Consider the following 17,552-nt stretch of genomic DNA (forward strand, 5'->3'; position numbering starts at 1 on the left):
AGTACCTGAAAAAGTTGTTGGACAATCGGTGCTGGGTATTTAATAGTTATAACAAGTTGCACACTAATGAATTTTATTCATAAACATATAAGTGATAGTCATATGGGCGAACGATCGCTGGTAATTCTGGATGGCGGTATGGGGCGAGAGCTGCAGCGTCGTGGTGCGCCGTTTCGGCAGCCCGAGTGGTCAGCGCTGGCCTTGAGCGAAGCACCTGAGGCGGTGCTGGCGGTGCATACGGCGTATATCGAGGCCGGGGCTCAGGTCATCACCAGCAACAGCTATGCGGTAGTGCCCTTCCATATTGGTGAAGAGCGGTTCGCCCAGGAAGGGCGCACATTGGCTGCAACGGCGGGGCAATTGGCCCGTGCGGCAGCCGATGCGGCTGCCGCGCCGGTACGCGTTGCCGGTTCGCTGCCGCCGTTGTTCGGCTCTTATCGCCCGGACCTGTATCAGCCCGAGCGCGTCGCCGAAGTGCTGACCCCCCTGCTGGCCGGCCTGTCGCCCTACGTGGACCTGTGGCTGGCAGAAACCCAGAGCTCGATCGAAGAAGTTCGGGCCATCGGCGCGCAATTGCCACAGGACGGCAGGCCGTTCTGGGTATCGTTCACGCTGCAGGACGAAGGTGACATCGACGTGCCGCGGCTGCGTTCCGGACAAACGGTCGCCGACGCGGCCGAAGCGATTGCCGGGCTGGGTGTCAGTACGCTGTTGTTCAACTGCAGCCAGCCTGAGGTGATTGGCGCGGCGCTGGATGTGGCGCGCGAGACCTTCGAGCGCCTGGGCGTGGACATCGCCATCGGCGCCTACGCCAATGCCTTCCCGCCACAGCCCAAGGACGCCACCGCCAACGATGGCCTCGATGAGCTGCGTGAAGACCTTGACCCACCGGGCTACCTGAGCTGGGCCAGCAACTGGCGGCAACGCGGCGCGAGCCTGCTCGGCGGTTGCTGTGGGATTGGCCCGGAGCACATTTCGGCGCTCAAGGCCAACCTGGCCTGATCACCCGTTGCGGCAGGCTTCCAGCGTCCTGGCTTGCCCCTCAGGGCGCTGGTTGTCGGCACTCAACCAGCGCTCGAACCCTGCCGCTACCTGTGGCCATTCATCATCGGTAACCGAGTACCACGCGGTGTCGCGGTTGTGGTCCTTGACCACCAGGTGCTTGCGGAAAACCCCTTCGTAGACAAAGCCAAACCGTTCTGCCGCGCGCTTGGAGCGGGCATTGGCGTTGTTGCACTTCCACTCAAGCCTGCGGTTGCCCAGCTCGAACGCCCGCTTGCCCAGCAGGTACACCGCTTCGGTGCCCTTGGGCGTGCGCTGCATGGCGGCGCCGAAGGCGATGTGGCCGATCTCGATGCGGCCATGATCGGGCACGATCGACATCAGGCTGAGAATGCCCTGGGCTTGGCCGGTGGGGCGGTCGATGACGGTAAAGAACAACGGGTCTGGGCTGGCGGCATTGCCTTGCAGCCAGCGGTCGAAGGCGCCGCGTTCCGGGAATGGCCCATAAGGCAGGTAATCCCACAGAACCGGGTCTGCATCCGGGCCTTGCAGTACGTCCCAGAGGTCATCGCCGTGGCGCGCCGGGTCGAGTTTTTCCAGGCGGATGAAGCGGCCCTCGATGGGCGCTGCGGTGGGCGCGGTGGCGGGTTTCCAGTTCAGTGCGTCAGTCATGTCGTGCCTACAGCCCTTTGCGGAATTGAATGAAGCCCGGCCGCTCGGCGACCTGTTGGTACAGGCTGATGGCGGTGGCGTTGGTCTCGTGGGTCAGCCAGTGCACCTTAGCGCAGTTGGCAGCTTTGGCAGTGGCGTAGACATGCTCGATCAGTTGGCGGCCGATGCCCAGGCCACGCTGCGTGTTATCCACATAAAGGTCCTGCAGGTAGCACGAATTTTCGATGCTCCAGTTGGAACGATGATAGATCCAGTTGACCATTCCTACGGCCTTGCCATCGACCCAGGCCAGGGCCGAGTGGGTGGGCTCGTTGGGGTCGAGCAGGCGCTGCCAGGTGTTGGCGCTGATTGCTTCGGCCAACTCGGTTTCGTAGAAGCGCAAGTAGGCCTGCCACAGGGCAAGCCAGGCTGCATGGTCGTTGGCGCTGACGGGGCGCAGAGTGACGCTGGGCATGGGCTTTTCCTTCAGAGTTGGCGCATGTGTGCCGCCAGTTGGTTGTCAGGGTAGTCGGCACTGCCGCTCAGGCCTTCACGCACGCCTGCGATGTCCTCGGGCGAACGGTTTTGGCTGAGCTTGCGGGCGCCTTGCAGGCGGGCGATCGGCAGGCGTATGCCGACAATCGCGCGCAGCATGCCGTCGATGTAGTCGCTGGGGGCGTCGGAGACCTTCCAGGGTTCACTGCGGCCCTGCTCGTGACGGTCGGTCAGGCGGCTGACGATCTGCAGCAGCGGCGCGGCTTCGTGGATCACTTCAACCGGGCCGTAGGCGTGCACCGCCAGGTAGTTCCAGGTCGGTACCACCTTGGGGTTCTCGGCCTTGCTGGGGTAGTAACTGGGGCTGACATATGCGTCAGCGCCGGGGAACACCAGCAGCGCTTCAGTGCCTTGCTCCAGGTCTTTCCACTGAGCGTTGGCCCGCGCCAGGTGCGCGTAGACCGTGCCGAACTCGCCTTGCTCGGGGTCGATCAACACCGGCAGGTGGGTGGCCAGCAGCCCGTGTTCGCCGTGGCTGATAAGCACGGCAAGGCGAGTATCGGCCATGTGCTGGTGCAGGCGATCGAGGTCGTGTTCCTGGTGGGGCTTGCTGTTGTACATGGTGGGTTCCTTGTCGAATGCCTCCATCCTAGGCAGGCTATTGGTTCTGTGTAAGATCCATTTATGACTGATTTGACAGGTCCAATACGGTGAACAAGCGCCCCCTCATCTTGCCCTTCGACCCCGCTGGCATCGTGCTGGACCGCCAGCGAGGGCTCAGCCAGCAGCTTTACCAGGCCTTGCGTGCACGGGTGCTGGATGGGCGCTTGAGCAGCGGCACGCGGTTACCGGCCAGCCGTGACCTGGCAGCCATCCTCGCGCTGTCGCGCAACAGTGTGGTGCGTGCCTACGACCAGTTGTATGCCGAAGGGTATATCGAGAGCCGGGTGGGGGACGGCACCTATGTCACCCAGCTCGATAAACTATCCACACAACTGTCCACAGGGTTATCCCTAGGGTTATCAACAGGTTTATCCACATTTTCCTCAGAAAAGACTGAGGATTTATCCAGCTGTGAGCGCACCAGCGAGCCTTTGGAGCGTCTGAAAAGTAACCATTTGCCGCCTCCCAGAAGTGGCGCGCCGCGCGCATTCCGGGTGGGGATTCCGGCCTTCGATCTGTTCCCGTTTGACGTCTGGGCCAAGCTGCAAGCGGGTTTCTGGCGTAACCCGGACCCTGCGCAGCTGGGCTACGGTGAACCCGCAGGCGAGCTGCAGCTGCGCGAGCTGATTGCCACCTATTTACGTCGTTCGCGGGGCTTATCGTGCACGGCTGAACAAATTGTGATCACCAGTGGTGCACAGCAGGCCATCAGCCTTTGTGCACAGTTGCTGTTGCAGCGTGGCGAGGGGGTGGCTGTGGAAAACCCGGGCTACCGGGCCGCCGGGCATACCTTCGCCGTGGCGGGTGGCAGGGTGATGGGCGTGCCAGTGGATGACGAGGGCATGGATTGCCAGCGGCTGATGCAGCTGGCGGACTGCCGCCTGGCCTATGTGACGCCGGCCCACCAGTACCCGACCGGGGTGACCATGAGCCTGGCACGGCGCCTGGCATTGCTGGCCTGGGCCGAGCGCAGCGATGGCTGGATCATCGAAGACGATTACGACGGCGAGTACCGCTACAGCGGTGCGCCATTGGCACCGCTGGCGGCATTGGACCGGCAGGGGCGGGTGCTGTACATCGGCACGTTCGGCAAGATTGCCTTCCCCGCGTTACGCCTGGGCTACCTGGTGCTGCCCGGGCGCCTGGTGCAGGCCTTCAGCCAGGGGCGGGCGTTGGCCATGCGGCATTCGGAGGTCAGTAGCCAGTGCGTGATGGCCGAGTTCATGGCCCAAGGGCATTTCCAGCGGCACATCCGGCGTATGCGCCGGGCCGCGTTGAGCCGGCGCAACGTGCTCAAGGCGGGCTGGCCTGTGGATGTTCCAGGCTTGGGCGCCATGCCGGAAGTGGCGGCGGGGCTGCACGTGAAGGTGGATGTGGATAACTTTGCGCGGGAACAAGCCTTGGTCGCCAAGGCTGAAGCGGTTGGCGTTGAGGTGAATCCACTGAGTAGTTACTGGTTGGATGACAGCGAGGTGCCTGTGGATAAGCGGGCAGGGTTGGTGCTGGGGTTTGCGGCCGTGCCGGAAGGCGACATCGCCAATGCACTGATGCGATTGCGCAGTGCCTGGCGAAAGTGAAGGGGGCCGCTGTGCGGCCCAAACGCCACCCTTTGCGCCAAGCCTTCCCCCGGTAGGAGCAGCCTTGTGCTGCGAAGAGGCCGGTAAAGGCAGCGAAGATGCTGCTGGGGTTACTGGCCTCTTCGCAGCGCAAGGCTGCTCCTACAGCGATGTGGGCTGTGGCCTACATACCCTTAGGTGCCGGACTTGATGCGCGTCCAGGCCCTGGTGCGCGCGCGCTCGGCGTCGCGTGGCAACGGCTTGAGGGTGTACAGCTTGGCCATCGCTTCCGCCGTCGGGTAAAGGTTGGGGTTATTGCGAATCGCCGGGTTCACCTTCTCGGTGGCGTCCTTGTTTGGGTTCGGATAGCCGACAAAATCACTGATCGGCGCAATCACCTCCGGGCGCAGCAGGTAGTTGATGAAGGTGTGGGCGTCTTCGGCGTTGGCGGCGTTTTTCGGAATGGCCAGCATATCGAACCAGATCGGCGCACCTTCCTTGGGCAGGCGCATGTCGACCACCACGCCATTCTTCGCATCGCGGGCCCGGTTGGCGGCCTGGGAGAAGCTGCCGCTGTAGCCCACCGCCACGCAGATGTCGCCGTTGGCGATGTCGGCCATGTACTTGGAGGAATGGAAGTACGTGACGTGCGGGCGAATCTTCAGCAGCAGCTCCTCGGCCTTCTTGTAGTCGGCCGGCTTGTCGCTGTTGGGCGGCAAGCCCAGGTATTGCAGAGCCAGTGGCAAGATCTCCGAGGGCGAATCGAGCAAGGCAACGCCGCACTGCTTGAGCTTGGCGATGTTCTCTTCCTTAAAGATTAGGTCCCAGCTGTCCACAGGTGCGTTCTCACCCAGCGCAGCCTTGACCTTGGCCGGGTTGAAGCCGATCAGCACGGTGCCGTACATGTAGGGCACGGCAAACTTGTTGCCGGGGTCGTTGGCCTCGATCAGCTTCATCAGGGCCGGGTCCAGGTGTTGCCAGTTCGGCAACTTGCTGCGGTCCAGTGGCTGGAACACGCCAGCCTCGATCTGCTTGGCAAGGAACACGTTGGACGGCACCACCACGTCATACCCGGAGTTACCGGTCAACAGCTTGGCTTCCAGTGCCTCGTTGGTGTCGAAAATGTCGTAGATCAGCTTTACGCCGCTGTCTTTCTGAAAGTCGACCAAGGTCTGCGGGGTGATGTAGTCGAACCAGTTGTAGACCCGCAGGGTGCGCTGTTCGGCCTGGGCCTGCAGGGCGCCGGTGAACAGGGTGGCAGCGATGATCGGGGCGAGCAGACGCTTGAGTCGGGCCATTATCGGGCTCCTGGCTGGGCGCGCTGGAAACCTTCCAGCACATTGACCGCGTTGATGCCGATTTCTTCCACAGCGTAGCCGCCTTCCATCACGAACAGGGTCGGCTTGCCGAGCTGGGCGATGCGTTTGCCCATTTCCAGGTAGTCAGGGCTGTCCAGCTTGAACTGGGAGATTGGGTCGTCCTTGAAGGTGTCTACCCCGAGCGAGATCACCAGCACATCGGCGTCGTAGGCAGCGATGCGCTGGCACGCGTCTTCCAGCGCTGCGCTCCAGGCGGCCCAGTCACTGCCGGCCGGCAACGGGTAGTTGATGTTGCAGCCTTCACCTGCGCCTTCGCCCGTCTCGTCGGCATAGCCGAGGAAGAACGGGAATTCGTCCTGCGGGTCGCCGTGGATCGAGGCGAAGAACACATCGCTGCGGCTGTAGAAGATGTCTTGGGTGCCGTTGCCGTGGTGATAGTCGACGTCGAGGATGGCGACCTTGGCGCGGCCTTGGTCCAGGAAGGCCTGGGCAGCGATGGCAGCGTTGTTCAGGTAGCAGTAACCGCCCATGACTTCGCCGGCGGCATGGTGCCCCGGTGGGCGGCACAGGGCGAACGCCGAATGAGCGCCTTGCTGGATGGCGGCCTGGGCGGTGAGCGCGACCTGGGCGGCGCTGTAGGCGGCTTGCCAGGTACCGGCGGTAATCGGCGCGCCGGCGTCGAAGCTGTAGTAGCCAAGCTCACCATGCAGGCCGGTGGGTTTGACCTGGCGCAGGGTGCGGGCTGGCCAGGTGAAAGGCAGCAGGTCGCCTTCGTGGCCCAAAGCGGCCCAGCGCGCCCAAGCGCCTTCAAAGAAGTCCAGGTAGTCGGCGCTGTGGATGCGCAGCAGCGGCGCGCGGCCGAAGTCGTCCGGCGCCTTCACGTCGCCCAGCTGGCGCTTGTTCACTTGATCGAGCACATGGTCGGCGCGCGAAGGCATTTCGAAGCAGGGCATCAGCTTGCCGTCGATCAGCTCGCAGCGGCCGTGGTGCAGGCGGTGGTCATCGGAATAGATCGTCAGCATTGTTGTTCTCCGGTTGGACTGGCGTGGTCCCATTTTCAGGGGCAGCCCGGTAGCGGAGAACGACGCAAACGGCCAAAAGGGGATCGATGTGGCCAAGGTCGCTGGCCGGGTTTAATGTGCGGGCCTCTTCGCGGGCAAGCCCGCGAAGAGGCCCGCACAGGTCAACCGCGAAAGTGGCTGGGCGCCACGCCACTCCAGCGCTGGAACGCATGGCGGAAGCTGGCCGTTTCGCTGAACCCCAAGGTTTCGGCAATCCGGTAGATCGGCATCTGTTCATCGGCCAACAACTGCTTGGCCCGCTCGAAACGCAGCTCATCGAGCAGCTGTTGATAACTGCTGCCCAGCGCCTGCAGATGCCGACGCAAGGTCCGCGATGAGCAGTTCATCTGCCGCGCCAAACCCTCAAGCCCGGGCGCTGCGTCCAGTTGTTGGGCCAGCAGCTGGCGTATCTTGCCCAGCCAGGCCTGACGCCCTGTGAACTCGAGGTTCAGGCGTCGGCAGCGCTCGCTCATGGCTTTGTGGGTAATGGGGTCGGCCAACGGTAGCGGCGTATCCAGCCAGCGCCGCTCGAAGGCAAAGGCGTTGTCCTCGGCCGCGAAGCCGATCGGGCATTGGAACGCACGGGTATAAAGGCTGTGGTAGCCCGGCCGGGCATGCTCGAAGCGGCTACCGAGCAGTGGCAGGGGCCGGCCCAGCAAGTTGTCGCAGATCACTTTCAGCGAGACCAGGCAGAACTCTGCATTGAAAGCGGTCAGCGCCGGGCTGTCGCGGTAATCGCTGGCGCTGAGCCAGACACGCTGGCCGTCGTCGATCAGGCGCAGCTGGAAGACTGTTCCCAGCAGTGCCGGAAAGCGCAGCGCCAGGCGCAAGGCGTCACCCAAAGTGGCACTGGAGAGCAGGGCGTAACCGAGCATGCCATAGCACGACACGTGCATGCGCTGGCCCAGCTCCAGGCCGATGTCTTCGCGCCGGGCGACGGCATTGGCACACACCTGCAGCTCTTGCTGGGTGGTGATGCGCGCGTCTGCATGCCCCAGGTCCGCCGGGCCGATGCCGCTGCCGGCGAGCAAGGCCGAAGCCTCGCAACCCTCTGCCTGAAAGACGTTGAGGATCAGCGAAACCGCGTTGAGGGTGGTCAGGTGGCTGTGCAGCATGCTCGGTATCCCGTTGGTTGGGATGCATTATGGAGCAAGTTGTGTGCCGCAAACCTGGGGCAGCGCAACCGCGCTAGATCATGCAGGCAAAAAAAAGGCCCGATGCATGCGCTCGGGCCTTTGAAAGGTTGAGAGGTGTCTAGTCCCTCGACCTGGTGAGACAGTGAAGCGGTCGGTTACGCCTTCAGCGGAACCAGACGCGGTGCGATCATGTTTTCTGGGCGCAGGATGTCGTTGAGCATCTCTTCGTCCAGCAGCTTCTCTTCGCGCACCAGTTCCAGCACACCGCGGCCTGTTTCCAGGGCAACACGGGCGATACGGGTGGCGTTTTCGTAGCCGATGTAAGGGTTCAGGGCGGTGACCAGGCCGATCGAGTGCTCGACCAGTTCACGGCAGCGCTGTTCGTTGGCAGTGATGCCGACGATGCAGTGCTCGCGCAGCATGTCCATGGCGCGCTGGAGCAGGCGGATCGAGTCGAAGATCTTGTAGGCGATCAGCGGCTCCATCACGTTCAGCTGCAGCTGGCCACCTTCGGCGGCGACGGTCAGGGCCAGGTCGTTGCCCATGATGGCGAAGGCCACTTGGTTGACGGCTTCCGGGATAACCGGGTTGACCTTGCCTGGCATGATCGAGCTGCCTGGCTGACGCGCTGGCAGGTTGATCTCGTTGATGCCGGTACGCGGGCCGCTGGACAGCAGGCGCAGGTCGTTGCAGATCTTCGACAGCTTGACCGCGGTACGCTTGAGCATGCCGGAGAACAGCACGAAGGCGCCCATGTCGGAGGTGGCTTCGATCAGGTCGGCAGCCGGGACCAGCGGCTGGCCGCTGATGGTTGCCAGGCGCTGTACGGCGAGCATCTGGTAGCCCGGGTCGGCGTTGATGCCGGTACCGATGGCAGTACCACCCAGGTTGATTTCGGTCAGCAGCTCCGGCGCCAGCGAACGCAGACGGTTGAGGTCTTCGGTCATGGTGGTGGCGAAGGCGCGGAATTCCTGGCCCAGGGTCATCGGCACGGCGTCCTGCAGCTGGGTACGGCCCATCTTCAGTACGTGGTCGAACTCTTTACCTTTGGCGGCGAAGGCCTGGATCAGGCTGTCGAGGCTGGCGAGCAGGGCGTCATGACCCAGCAGCAGACCCAGACGGATAGCAGTCGGGTAGGCGTCGTTGGTCGACTGCGCCATGTTCACGTCGTTGTTCGGGTGCAGGTACTGGTACTCACCCTTCTGGTGGCCCATGGCCTCCAGCGCGATGTTGGCGATGACTTCGTTGGCGTTCATGTTGGTAGAAGTACCAGCACCGCCTTGAATCATGTCCACCACGAACTGCTCGTGGTAGTCGCCTTTGATCAGCCGGCCGCAGGCGGCGCTGATGGCGGCGTGCTTGGCATCGCTCAGGTGCCCCAGCTCTCGGTTGGCGTCAGCAGCAGCCTGCTTGACCATCGCCAGGCCCACTACCAGTTTCGGGTAGTGCGACAGCGGAACACCGGAGAGGTGGAAGTTGTTGGCAGCGCGCAGGGTCTGGATGCCGTAGTAGGCATCAGCAGGAACTTCAAGGGTACCCAGCAGATCTTTTTCGACGCGGAACGATGCAGCGGCAGACATGATGTATATCATCTCGAATTTGACCCGGCACATGCCGGAATGGCGCTAATCCTAGGCCCGAAGAGGATTTTGCGGCCAATGCTGTTGCACGCTAACCTATGCACAAACGGCATAGTGTTTCATGTGACGCCAATTGACATTCGAGCGTGTTCCATTTTGGTGCACGCCGGGAGATGTGCTTCGTGAACCTGGAAAGCAAATGGCTGGAAGACTTCAGCGCCCTGGCTGCCACGCGCAGTTTTTCGCAGGCGGCAGAGCGGCGTTTCGTCACTCAACCGGCCTTCAGTCGACGTATTCGCAGCCTCGAAGCAGCCTTGGGCCTGCAGCTGGTGAATCGTTCCCGCACGCCGATTGAACTGACCGAGGCCGGGCAGCTGTTTCTGGTCACGGCGCGCACCGTTGTCGACCAGTTGAGCGAAATTCTGCGCCATTTGCACCACCTCGAAGGTGGCCAGGGCGAGGTTATCCAAGTGGCGGCGGCGCACTCCCTGGCGTCGGGGTTTTTCCCACGTTGGGTGGCCCAGTTGCGCAACGACGGGTTGAACATCGCCACCCGTCTGGTGGCGACCAACGTGGGTGATGCGGTGCATGCCCTGCGCGAAGGCGGTTGCGACCTGATGCTGGCCTTCTATGACCCCGATGCCGCGCTGCAGATGGATGCCGAGATCTTCCCGTCGCTGCACATGGGCACCACCGAAATGTTGCCGGTGTGTGCCGTGGATGCCGACGGCCAGCCTTTGTTCGACCTGGAAGGCGAGGGCAGCGTGCCACTTTTGGCCTACACCGCCGGTGCCTTTCTCGGCCGTTCGGTGAACCTGCTGCTACGCCAGCGCAACCTTCGCTACACCACTGTTTATGAAACCGCCATGGCCGACAGCCTCAAGAGCATGGCGCTGGAGGGCATGGGCATTGCCTGGGTGCCCCGCCTGTCGATGCGCGGCGAGCTGGAGCGGGGTGAGCTGGCCATCTGCGGTGGCAGCCAATGGCACGTGCCCCTGGAAATCCGCCTGTACCGCTGCGCCCTGGTGCGCAAGGCCAACGTGCGCTTGTTGTGGCGCAAGCTGGAAGGGGCGGCGGCGGTTGACCCAAAAGTCAGCCAAAGCCCCGAAAAATAAGGCCGACAGTTGGTCGCCGGGGGTGCCAGCATCGCCCAGGGTTACGGTATACTGCGCGGCCTTTAGACCGGATAGCTCCGGTCCTGATCAGCAAACAAGCCACGCCGGTCGTCCCGCGTGGCTTGTTGTTTTTTGACGCGCCCAAGGGCGCACAAGCGAAGAGGCTCGACGATGAGTGCACTGGTTGGCGTGATCATGGGCTCCAAGTCCGATTGGTCCACCCTTAGCCACACCGCCGATATGCTGGAAAAACTCGGCATTCCCTACGAAGTGAAGGTGGTTTCCGCCCACCGCACCCCGGATCTGCTGTTCCAGTATGCCGAAGAGGCCGAAGGCCGTGGCATCGAGGTGATCATCGCCGGTGCCGGTGGCGCAGCCCACCTGCCAGGCATGTGCGCCGCCAAGACCCACCTGCCGGTGCTGGGCGTGCCGGTGCAGTCGTCGATGCTGTCGGGTGTCGATTCGCTGCTGTCGATCGTGCAGATGCCGGCGGGCGTTCCGGTCGCGACCCTGGCCATCGGCCGGGCGGGCGCGATCAACGCTGCATTGCTGTCGGCGAGCATCCTGGGCGCCAAGTACCCGCAGTACCACGCGGCGCTCAAGCAGTTCCGCACGGAACAGACCGACACCGTGCTGGACAATCCAGACCCGCGCCAGGCTTGAGGCTGACCCCATGAAGATCGGTGTAATCGGTGGTGGCCAGCTCGGCCGCATGCTGGCCCTGGCGGGTACTCCGCTGGGCATGAACTTCGCGTTCCTCGACCCGGCTGCAGATGCCTGCGCCGCCCCTCTGGGCGAGCACCTGCGCGCCGACTACGGTGACCAGGACCCTCTGCGCCAGCTGGCCGACGAAGTCGACCTGGTGACCTTCGAGTTCGAAAGCGTCCCGGCCGAGACCGTGGCCTTCCTCTCGCAGTTCGTCCCGGTCTACCCAAGCGCCGAAGCGCTACGTATTGCCCGCGACCGCCTGTTCGAGAAGAGCATGTTCCGCGACCTGGGTATTCCGACCCCGGCCTTCGCCGACATTCTCTCCCAGGCAGACCTGGACGCCGCGGTTGCCAGCATTGGCCTGCCAGCGGTGCTCAAGACCCGCACCCTCGGCTACGACGGCAAGGGCCAGAAGGTCCTGCGCAGTGCTGAAGACGTGGTCGACACCTTCGCCGAGCTGGGCAGCGTGCCGTGCCTGCTGGAAGGCTTCGTGCCGTTCACCGGCGAAGTCTCGCTGGTGGCCGTCCGTGCCCGCGATGGCGAAACCCGCTTCTATCCGCTGGTGCACAACACCCACGAGAGCGGCATCCTGCGCCTGTCGGTGGCCAGCGAAGCGCACCCGCTGCAAGGCCTGGCCGAAGACTACGTCGGCCGTGTGCTGAAGCAGCTGGACTATGTCGGCGTGATGGCGTTCGAGTTCTTCGAAGTCGACGGTGGCCTGAAGGCCAACGAAATCGCCCCGCGTGTGCACAACTCCGGGCACTGGACCATCGAAGGCGCCGAGTGCAGCCAGTTCGAGAACCACCTGCGCGCCGTTGCCGGCCTGCCGCTGGGCTCGACCGCCAAGGTCGGTGAAAGCGCCATGCTCAACTTCATCGGCGAAGTACCCGCGGTGGACAAAGTGGTTGCCATCGAAGACTGCCACCTGCACCACTATGGCAAGGCCTTCAAGGTCGGGCGCAAGGTTGGCCATGCCACCCTGCGTTGCCAGGACATGGCCACCCTCGAGCGCAAGATTGCCGAAGTAGAGGCGCTGATCAGCAACTGATCGGGCTGTAAATCGAACTTCTGCAAGCGGCTTGCCCTCTGAACATGGCAACAAGCCAAAGCCCGTCTAGGCTTTGGCTTGTTCCATCTTCACTGCAGAGGGATTGCCATGGGCATCATTGGAACCATCTTCATCGGCCTCATCGTTGGCCTGCTGGCCCGCTTCATCAAGCCGGGCGACGACAGCATGGGCTGGATCATGACCATCCTGCTGGGTATTGCCGGCTCCTTGCTCGCCACCTACGGCGGCCAGGCACTGGGCATTTATCAGGCGGGGCAGGCCGCAGGGTTCTTCGGCGCGCTGGTCGGTGCCGTCGTCCTTCTGGTGATCTACGGATTAATCAAGAAACGCTGAATACCGTTTAGAATGCTCGGCAATTCATCCGAGTTGCCGAGCATTTTCATGCGTGCCTTATTTCTCATCCCCTTGCTTCTGGCCAGCACCCTGGCCCGTGCCGAGCTGCCCGAAACCGACTGGCTGGAGCTGATGCCCAAGTCGGACCAGAAGGCCCTTGAGCAGATGCCCGAAATCGACCACAACTCGCCGGAGGCCATGGGCACCTTCACCGACAAGGGCGGGCTCAAGCAGAGCAAAGGGTTGCCGGCGGTGATGTATTCGACCAAGACCGTGGCCGCCATGAACGGCAAGCAGATTCGCCTGGGCGGTTACCCGGTGCCGCTGGAGAGCGATGCCAAGGGCAACAGCACGCTGTTTTTCCTGGTGCCGTACCCGGGCGCCTGCATCCACGTGCCGCCACCGCCACCGAACCAGTTGGTGCTGGTGCGTTATCCGAAGGGGCTGAAAATCGACGACATCTACACGCCGCTGTGGGTTAGCGGGGCGTTGAAGGTGGAGAAGGTCAGCAACGACCTGGCGGATGCGGCCTATGCGCTGGATGCGCAGAAGGTGAGGGTGGTGGAGGACGCTGACCTCTGATTGCCTGCACCGGCCTCTTCGCGGGTAAACCCGCTCCCACAGGTCCCGTAATGCTCGGGACCTATGATGATCCTGTGGGAGCGGGCTTGCCCCGCGAAGAGGCCGGTAAAGTCACCGCAAGGCTCAGATCGCTTCACTGCCGATACTGACGCTCAACGAGCAACTCGCCCCAGGCCTCAGCGTCACCACGTCATCCCACACATTCGCCGTCTCGATGCACAGCATCCGCTGCCAGCCATCATCCGCCATGTCCGGCAGCTCCCGCGCCCGCTCGGTCCAAGGGTTCCAGATCACCGCTGAGCGCGAGCCACTGCTGGTCAGGGTAATCCGCCGCGCCCAGTGGGGGTCGACAATGCTCAGGGTTTGCGGGGTAGCCAGGTAGATCCGGTCAGTCTCCCCGGCAAATGCCAGCGCACCATGCTGCTGGCGCTGCTCCCAGTCGGCCAAGGTCTCGATGTAGCTCAACCCCTCCACACCCTCGACCCGCGCCTGGCGCACGTCGCTGACGGCAAAGTAGCTGTGCAGGGCCTGGCTGATGGTCACACTGTCGCTGCCGAGGTTATAGCTGGTCAGCGTCACGTTCAGCTGTTCGCCCAGTTCGATCAGCAGCTTCAGCTCGAGCTCATGCGGCCAGCCGGGCAAGTCACCTTGAGCCGCAGGGAGCTCGAATTCGAGCTGAATCGTGTCGCCGACCTGCTCGGCCCTGTTCAACTGCCAGTCGCGACCCCGCACCAGCCCATGAGCGGGGGCTTGTTCGCCCTTGTACATATTTTGTACAGACGCGGGGTTGCGCTGCAGGTTGCCAAACCACGGCCAGCACACCGGTACCCCGGCGCGCACGGATTTGCCCTGGCGGAAAATGGCCTGGTCGCTCAGCCACAGCAGCGGCGGTTCGCCCACACGCTGGTAGCTGAGGATCTGCGCGCCCTGCTGGGCGATCAGTAGTTCGGCATGCTCGCTGGTGATGCGCCAGCAATTGAGTTCGCCGTGTTGCTCGGTGTCGACCTTGAAAGTAGCCATTGCACTCGTCTCATTGATTGCCCTGTGGGCCTTGGACCCGGGCACGTGCAATGAGTTTACCGCCGGCGTGGCTCAGCGACGAGGCACAGAGCGGGTGCGGCCACTGCCGTCGATGGCGACGAAGACGAATACCGCTTCGGTCACCTTGCGCCATTCACTGGACAGCGGGTCGTCACTCCACACTTCGACCATCATCTGGATCGAGCTGCGGCCGATTTCCAGGGTCTGGGTATAGAACGACAGCTGGGCGCCCACGGCGACCGGGACCAGGAAGGCCATGCGATCGATGGCCACCGTGGCCACACGGCCACCCGCGACACGGCTGGCCATGGCAGTGCCGGCCAAATCCATCTGAGCGACCAGCCAGCCGCCAAAGATGTCACCAAAGCCGTTGGTCTCACGAGGGAGTGCGGTGATTTGCAAGGCCAGGTCGCCTTGCGGGATTGGATCTTCTTGTTCGAGCTCAATCATGCGATGGGGCCTCTGACCCGTGACGCTTTCGTTGGTGTGGCGCAAAGGCCGGGTAAACGATTCAGCTGGAAACATACTACGCCGATTTCGTTTCACTGGGCGGCCGTAGGGAAACTCTGCGAAACCGCCTGACATGCAGACCGGCGTTTTCGCACAACATCCCACGCTAGGAGCAACCTTTTCCTACGAGCGGCCAGTATATAGAGCATAACGGCCAGCGACGACCGCGCATTCATGAATATCTGTATGGTTTTTGTATCGCTTTCGGCGCGCCTCGGCAATTTGCTATCTTCGCTCGTCTACCAATCCAGAAGTCGCGCGCCAAGCGGCCTGCATGACCTACAAGAGAAAGATCGATGACCTCCGTGCCGAGCAGTATCGAGCAGCCTTCACGGCCGCTGACCCGCAGCGACTACAAGACCCTTTCACTGTCCGCCCTGGGCGGTGCACTGGAGTTTTACGACTTCATCATCTTCGTGTTCTTTGCCACGGTGGTCGGCAAGCTGTTCTTCCCTGCCGACATGCCGGAATGGCTGCGTTTGATGCAGACTTTCGGCATCTTCGCCGCCGGCTACCTGGCGCGGCCACTGGGCGGCATCGTCATGGCGCACTTCGGTGACCTGCTCGGGCGCAAGAAGATGTTCACCCTGAGCATCTTCATGATGGCGCTGCCGACCCTGATCATGGGCCTGCTGCCGACCTACGCGCAGATTGGCCTGTGGGCACCGGTTTTGCTGCTGCTGATGCGCGTGATTCAGGGCGCGGCGATTGGTGGCGAAGTGCCTGGCGCCTGGGTGTTCGTCTCTGAGCACGTACCAGCGCGCAATACCGGCTACGCCTGCGGCACGCTGACCGCCGGCCTGACCTCGGGCATTTTGCTCGGCTCGCTGGTCGCGACCCTGATCAACAGCATTTACACCCCAGGTGAAGTTGCCGATTACGCCTGGCGTATACCGTTTTTGCTGGGGGGTGTGTTCGGCCTGTTCTCGGTGTACCTGCGCCGCTGGCTGCACGAAACTCCAGTGTTCGCCGAGATGCAGCAGCGCAAGGCCCTGGCCGAAGAGCTGCCGCTGCGTGCGGTGCTGCGTGATCACCGTGGCGCGATCATCTTGTCGATGCTGCTGACCTGGCTGCTGTCGGCTGGCATCGTGGTGGTGATCCTGATGACCCCGGCGCTGCTGCAGAGCTTCTACCAAATCAGCCCGACCGACTCGCTCAAGGCCAACAGCCTGGCCATCGTGCTGCTCAGCCTCGGCTGCATCGGTGCCGGTAGCCTGGCCGACCGCATCGGCGCTGGGCGTGTGTTCATCGTCGGCAGCCTGCTGTTGCTGGCCAGCTCCTGGACCTTCTACCACAGCCTGCCGACCCGCCCCGACCTGCTGTTCCCGCTGTATGCGCTGACCGGCCTGTGCGTCGGTATCGTCGGCGCCGTGCCCTATGTGATGGTCAAGGCCTTCCCACCGGTGGTGCGTTTCAGCGGCTTGTCGTTCTCTTACAACGTCGCCTACGCCATCTTCGGCGGGCTGACGCCGATGGTGGTGACCGCGCTGTTGAAGGTCAGCCCAATGGCGCCGGCCTATTATGTGGCGGGGCTGTGTGCCGTCGGGCTGGCCGTGGGCCTGTATCTGTACGCGAACAAGCGCTGATCACGCTCGATAGCGCTGGTGTGTTGCCCTACTTGTGAACAGATAGGGCAACATTCCCCTCCTGTCAGGCGATTTTGCCTACCTGTTCATTCGGCTCCCTTAAGCTGCTGTTGGGCCTGTATTCATGTACAGTAAGGCCTTGGCTACTTGATCCTTCATGGAGGTGCCCATGGCCTATTCAGCATTAGCTGTGGCAAACGCCTTCATTGAGCGTGCGCGAAAAGGTGAAATCCGAAATCTCACGCCGATGAAGCTTCAGAAGCTTCTCTTCTACACGCAGTCATGGCATCTGCGTCTGAACGGGGAGAGATCTCCTCTAATCGATGATAATTTTGCCCGTTGGAAGTTTGGCCCGGTCATCCCGTCGCTTTACCATGAGCTCAAATCCTATGGCGCCCAAGAGGTGACATCGCTGATCAAGAATATAAATTTTGATAGCGATGGTGATGCGATCCTCATCACGCCAACCGTTCCAAAGTCTGATCAGGCCACCCACAACCTGATCGATAAAATCATCAGCAAGTACGGCAAGTTGACGGGCACCGAACTCTCCAATCTGACGCATGAGGCGGGGACCGCCTGGGCAGAAGGTGATGCAGACGGCTCGCCGATCACCTGGGGCGAGATGGCTCAAAAAATTCACCCTGAGAGCCGTTTCAGTGGCAAAGAATGATCTCGATCTGGGTGATTTGAACCTTGAGGTTTCCGGCGAAGGTCCGGTTGAAGATGTTCAGCCAGTCAATGACGCGGCTGAAAAGGACGCTGACCGCGAAAAGGTAGAAAACCTCAAGGACCAGAAGGCTGAGCGCCAACTGCGCAAAAAATATGCAGGCCGCGCGTTCTGGTTTGCGGTCGCCGGTGTTTCGTTCTGGTGTGCGCTTTTAGTCTGGAACGGCTGGGCGACTTACTACACCGGAAAGTCGCCGTTCTCCGACAATCTGCTGATTGCTGTAACAACCGCTACGTCGATTAACTTGTTTGCCGCCTTCCTCGGCGTCATTCGCGGCCTCTTTCCTGCCGGCGGCAAGCGATCAGGCGGCTAGCCCTCCGTTTAAAAGCCTCCTTGCAACATCTTGAAAAGGCCATCCCCGGCACCCGGTGATGGCCTTTCATCCAATTGTCACATTGAAGTCATATCGTATTCA

Annotated in this window: 19 protein-coding genes; 10 read left to right on the plus strand and 9 right to left on the minus strand. The window is 62.3% G+C overall.

What is annotated here, in order from left to right:
- Positions 1–102: 102 nt before the first annotated feature.
- A complete protein-coding gene (locus MFF34_RS02535) occupies positions 103–1,002 on the plus strand; it encodes a homocysteine S-methyltransferase family protein (RefSeq protein WP_033693890.1) in 900 nt (299 codons plus the stop codon).
- Here the strand turns inward: MFF34_RS02535 and MFF34_RS02540 are convergent, their stop codons facing one another.
- The 3 genes from MFF34_RS02540 to MFF34_RS02550 are packed head-to-tail and all read right to left on the minus strand — an operon-like array spanning position 1,003 to position 2,769.
- Positions 1,003–1,674 carry a GNAT family N-acetyltransferase gene (locus MFF34_RS02540; RefSeq protein WP_238210061.1) on the minus strand — a complete coding sequence of 224 codons (672 nt, stop codon included), beginning with the start codon at positions 1,672–1,674 and terminating at the stop codon, positions 1,003–1,005. It lies immediately after the preceding gene.
- A gap of 7 nt (positions 1,675–1,681) precedes the next feature.
- Positions 1,682–2,128 carry a GNAT family N-acetyltransferase gene (locus tag MFF34_RS02545; protein WP_238210064.1) on the minus strand — a complete coding sequence of 149 codons (447 nt, stop codon included), beginning with the start codon at positions 2,126–2,128 and terminating at the stop codon, positions 1,682–1,684.
- Between the two features lie 11 nt (positions 2,129–2,139).
- Positions 2,140–2,769 (minus strand): FMN-binding negative transcriptional regulator, encoded by a 630-nt coding sequence (locus MFF34_RS02550; RefSeq protein WP_238210066.1) that lies wholly within the window; start codon positions 2,767–2,769, stop codon positions 2,140–2,142.
- An 89-nt stretch (positions 2,770–2,858) separates the two neighbouring features.
- Between MFF34_RS02550 and MFF34_RS02555 the strand changes: the two genes are divergently transcribed.
- Entirely contained in the window at positions 2,859–4,388 is a 1,530-nt protein-coding gene (locus MFF34_RS02555; RefSeq protein WP_238210075.1) for a PLP-dependent aminotransferase family protein, read from the plus strand.
- 173 nt (positions 4,389–4,561) lie between these two features.
- On the opposite strand, the gene MFF34_RS02560 is transcribed toward MFF34_RS02555, so the two are convergent.
- The 4 genes from MFF34_RS02560 to aspA form a co-directional block, all read right to left on the minus strand.
- Positions 4,562–5,665, minus strand: a complete 1,104-nt coding sequence (locus MFF34_RS02560) for an extracellular solute-binding protein (RefSeq protein ID WP_099430820.1) — start codon at positions 5,663–5,665, stop codon at positions 4,562–4,564.
- Positions 5,665–6,708 (minus strand): histone deacetylase family protein, encoded by a 1,044-nt coding sequence (locus MFF34_RS02565; protein ID WP_238210077.1) that lies wholly within the window; start codon positions 6,706–6,708, stop codon positions 5,665–5,667. The genes MFF34_RS02560 and MFF34_RS02565 overlap by 1 nt, the downstream gene beginning before the upstream one ends.
- Before the next feature lie 161 nt (positions 6,709–6,869).
- Complete coding sequence (locus MFF34_RS02570) at positions 6,870–7,862, minus strand: AraC family transcriptional regulator (protein WP_238210079.1); 993 nt, start codon at positions 7,860–7,862, stop codon at positions 6,870–6,872.
- Between the two features lie 176 nt (positions 7,863–8,038).
- Positions 8,039–9,463 carry an aspartate ammonia-lyase gene (gene aspA / locus MFF34_RS02575; protein WP_027592118.1) on the minus strand — a complete coding sequence of 475 codons (1,425 nt, stop codon included), beginning with the start codon at positions 9,461–9,463 and terminating at the stop codon, positions 8,039–8,041.
- A 182-nt stretch (positions 9,464–9,645) separates the two neighbouring features.
- Here aspA and MFF34_RS02580 point away from each other — a divergent pair, with 182 nt between their 5' ends.
- The 5 genes from MFF34_RS02580 to MFF34_RS02600 all read left to right on the plus strand — a co-directional run bounded on the left by MFF34_RS02580 (position 9,646) and on the right by MFF34_RS02600 (position 13,270).
- Positions 9,646–10,578 (plus strand): LysR substrate-binding domain-containing protein, encoded by a 933-nt coding sequence (locus tag MFF34_RS02580; RefSeq protein WP_172960396.1) that lies wholly within the window; start codon positions 9,646–9,648, stop codon positions 10,576–10,578.
- Positions 10,579–10,749: 171 nt separating this feature from the next.
- A complete protein-coding gene (gene purE, locus MFF34_RS02585) occupies positions 10,750–11,241 on the plus strand; it encodes a 5-(carboxyamino)imidazole ribonucleotide mutase (RefSeq protein ID WP_016489856.1) in 492 nt (163 codons plus the stop codon).
- A gap of 10 nt (positions 11,242–11,251) precedes the next feature.
- Positions 11,252–12,334, plus strand: a complete 1,083-nt coding sequence (locus MFF34_RS02590; protein ID WP_238210087.1) for a 5-(carboxyamino)imidazole ribonucleotide synthase — start codon at positions 11,252–11,254, stop codon at positions 12,332–12,334.
- A gap of 108 nt (positions 12,335–12,442) precedes the next feature.
- A complete protein-coding gene (locus MFF34_RS02595; protein WP_027592121.1) occupies positions 12,443–12,688 on the plus strand; it encodes a GlsB/YeaQ/YmgE family stress response membrane protein in 246 nt (81 codons plus the stop codon).
- A gap of 12 nt (positions 12,689–12,700) precedes the next feature.
- On the plus strand, positions 12,701–13,270 hold the full coding sequence (locus MFF34_RS02600; protein ID WP_085272156.1) for a DUF3299 domain-containing protein: 570 nt from the start codon (positions 12,701–12,703) through the stop codon (positions 13,268–13,270).
- Between the two features lie 123 nt (positions 13,271–13,393).
- On the opposite strand, the gene MFF34_RS02605 is transcribed toward MFF34_RS02600, so the two are convergent.
- On the minus strand, positions 13,394–14,290 hold the full coding sequence (locus MFF34_RS02605; protein ID WP_238210089.1) for a D-hexose-6-phosphate mutarotase: 897 nt from the start codon (positions 14,288–14,290) through the stop codon (positions 13,394–13,396).
- A gap of 72 nt (positions 14,291–14,362) precedes the next feature.
- Positions 14,363–14,761: an acyl-CoA thioesterase gene (locus MFF34_RS02610; RefSeq protein WP_003253317.1), complete on the minus strand. Its 399-nt coding sequence runs from the start codon at positions 14,759–14,761 to the stop codon at positions 14,363–14,365.
- A gap of 356 nt (positions 14,762–15,117) precedes the next feature.
- On the opposite strand from MFF34_RS02610, the gene MFF34_RS02615 reads away from it, so the two are divergent.
- The 3 genes from MFF34_RS02615 to MFF34_RS02625 all read left to right on the plus strand — a co-directional run bounded on the left by MFF34_RS02615 (position 15,118) and on the right by MFF34_RS02625 (position 17,450).
- Entirely contained in the window at positions 15,118–16,407 is a 1,290-nt protein-coding gene (locus MFF34_RS02615; RefSeq protein ID WP_238210091.1) for an MFS transporter, read from the plus strand.
- A 169-nt stretch (positions 16,408–16,576) separates the two neighbouring features.
- Positions 16,577–17,080: a Panacea domain-containing protein gene (locus MFF34_RS02620; RefSeq protein WP_099430814.1), complete on the plus strand. Its 504-nt coding sequence runs from the start codon at positions 16,577–16,579 to the stop codon at positions 17,078–17,080.
- A complete protein-coding gene (locus MFF34_RS02625; protein ID WP_225874404.1) occupies positions 17,067–17,450 on the plus strand; it encodes a hypothetical protein in 384 nt (127 codons plus the stop codon). Before MFF34_RS02620 ends, MFF34_RS02625 begins: the two co-directional genes overlap by 14 nt.
- Positions 17,451–17,552 lie beyond the last annotated feature (102 nt).

It is taken from the genome of Pseudomonas sp. PAGU 2196, assembly GCF_022179005.1.
Taxonomy (GTDB): Bacteria; Pseudomonadota; Gammaproteobacteria; order Pseudomonadales; family Pseudomonadaceae; genus Aquipseudomonas; species Aquipseudomonas kermanshahensis.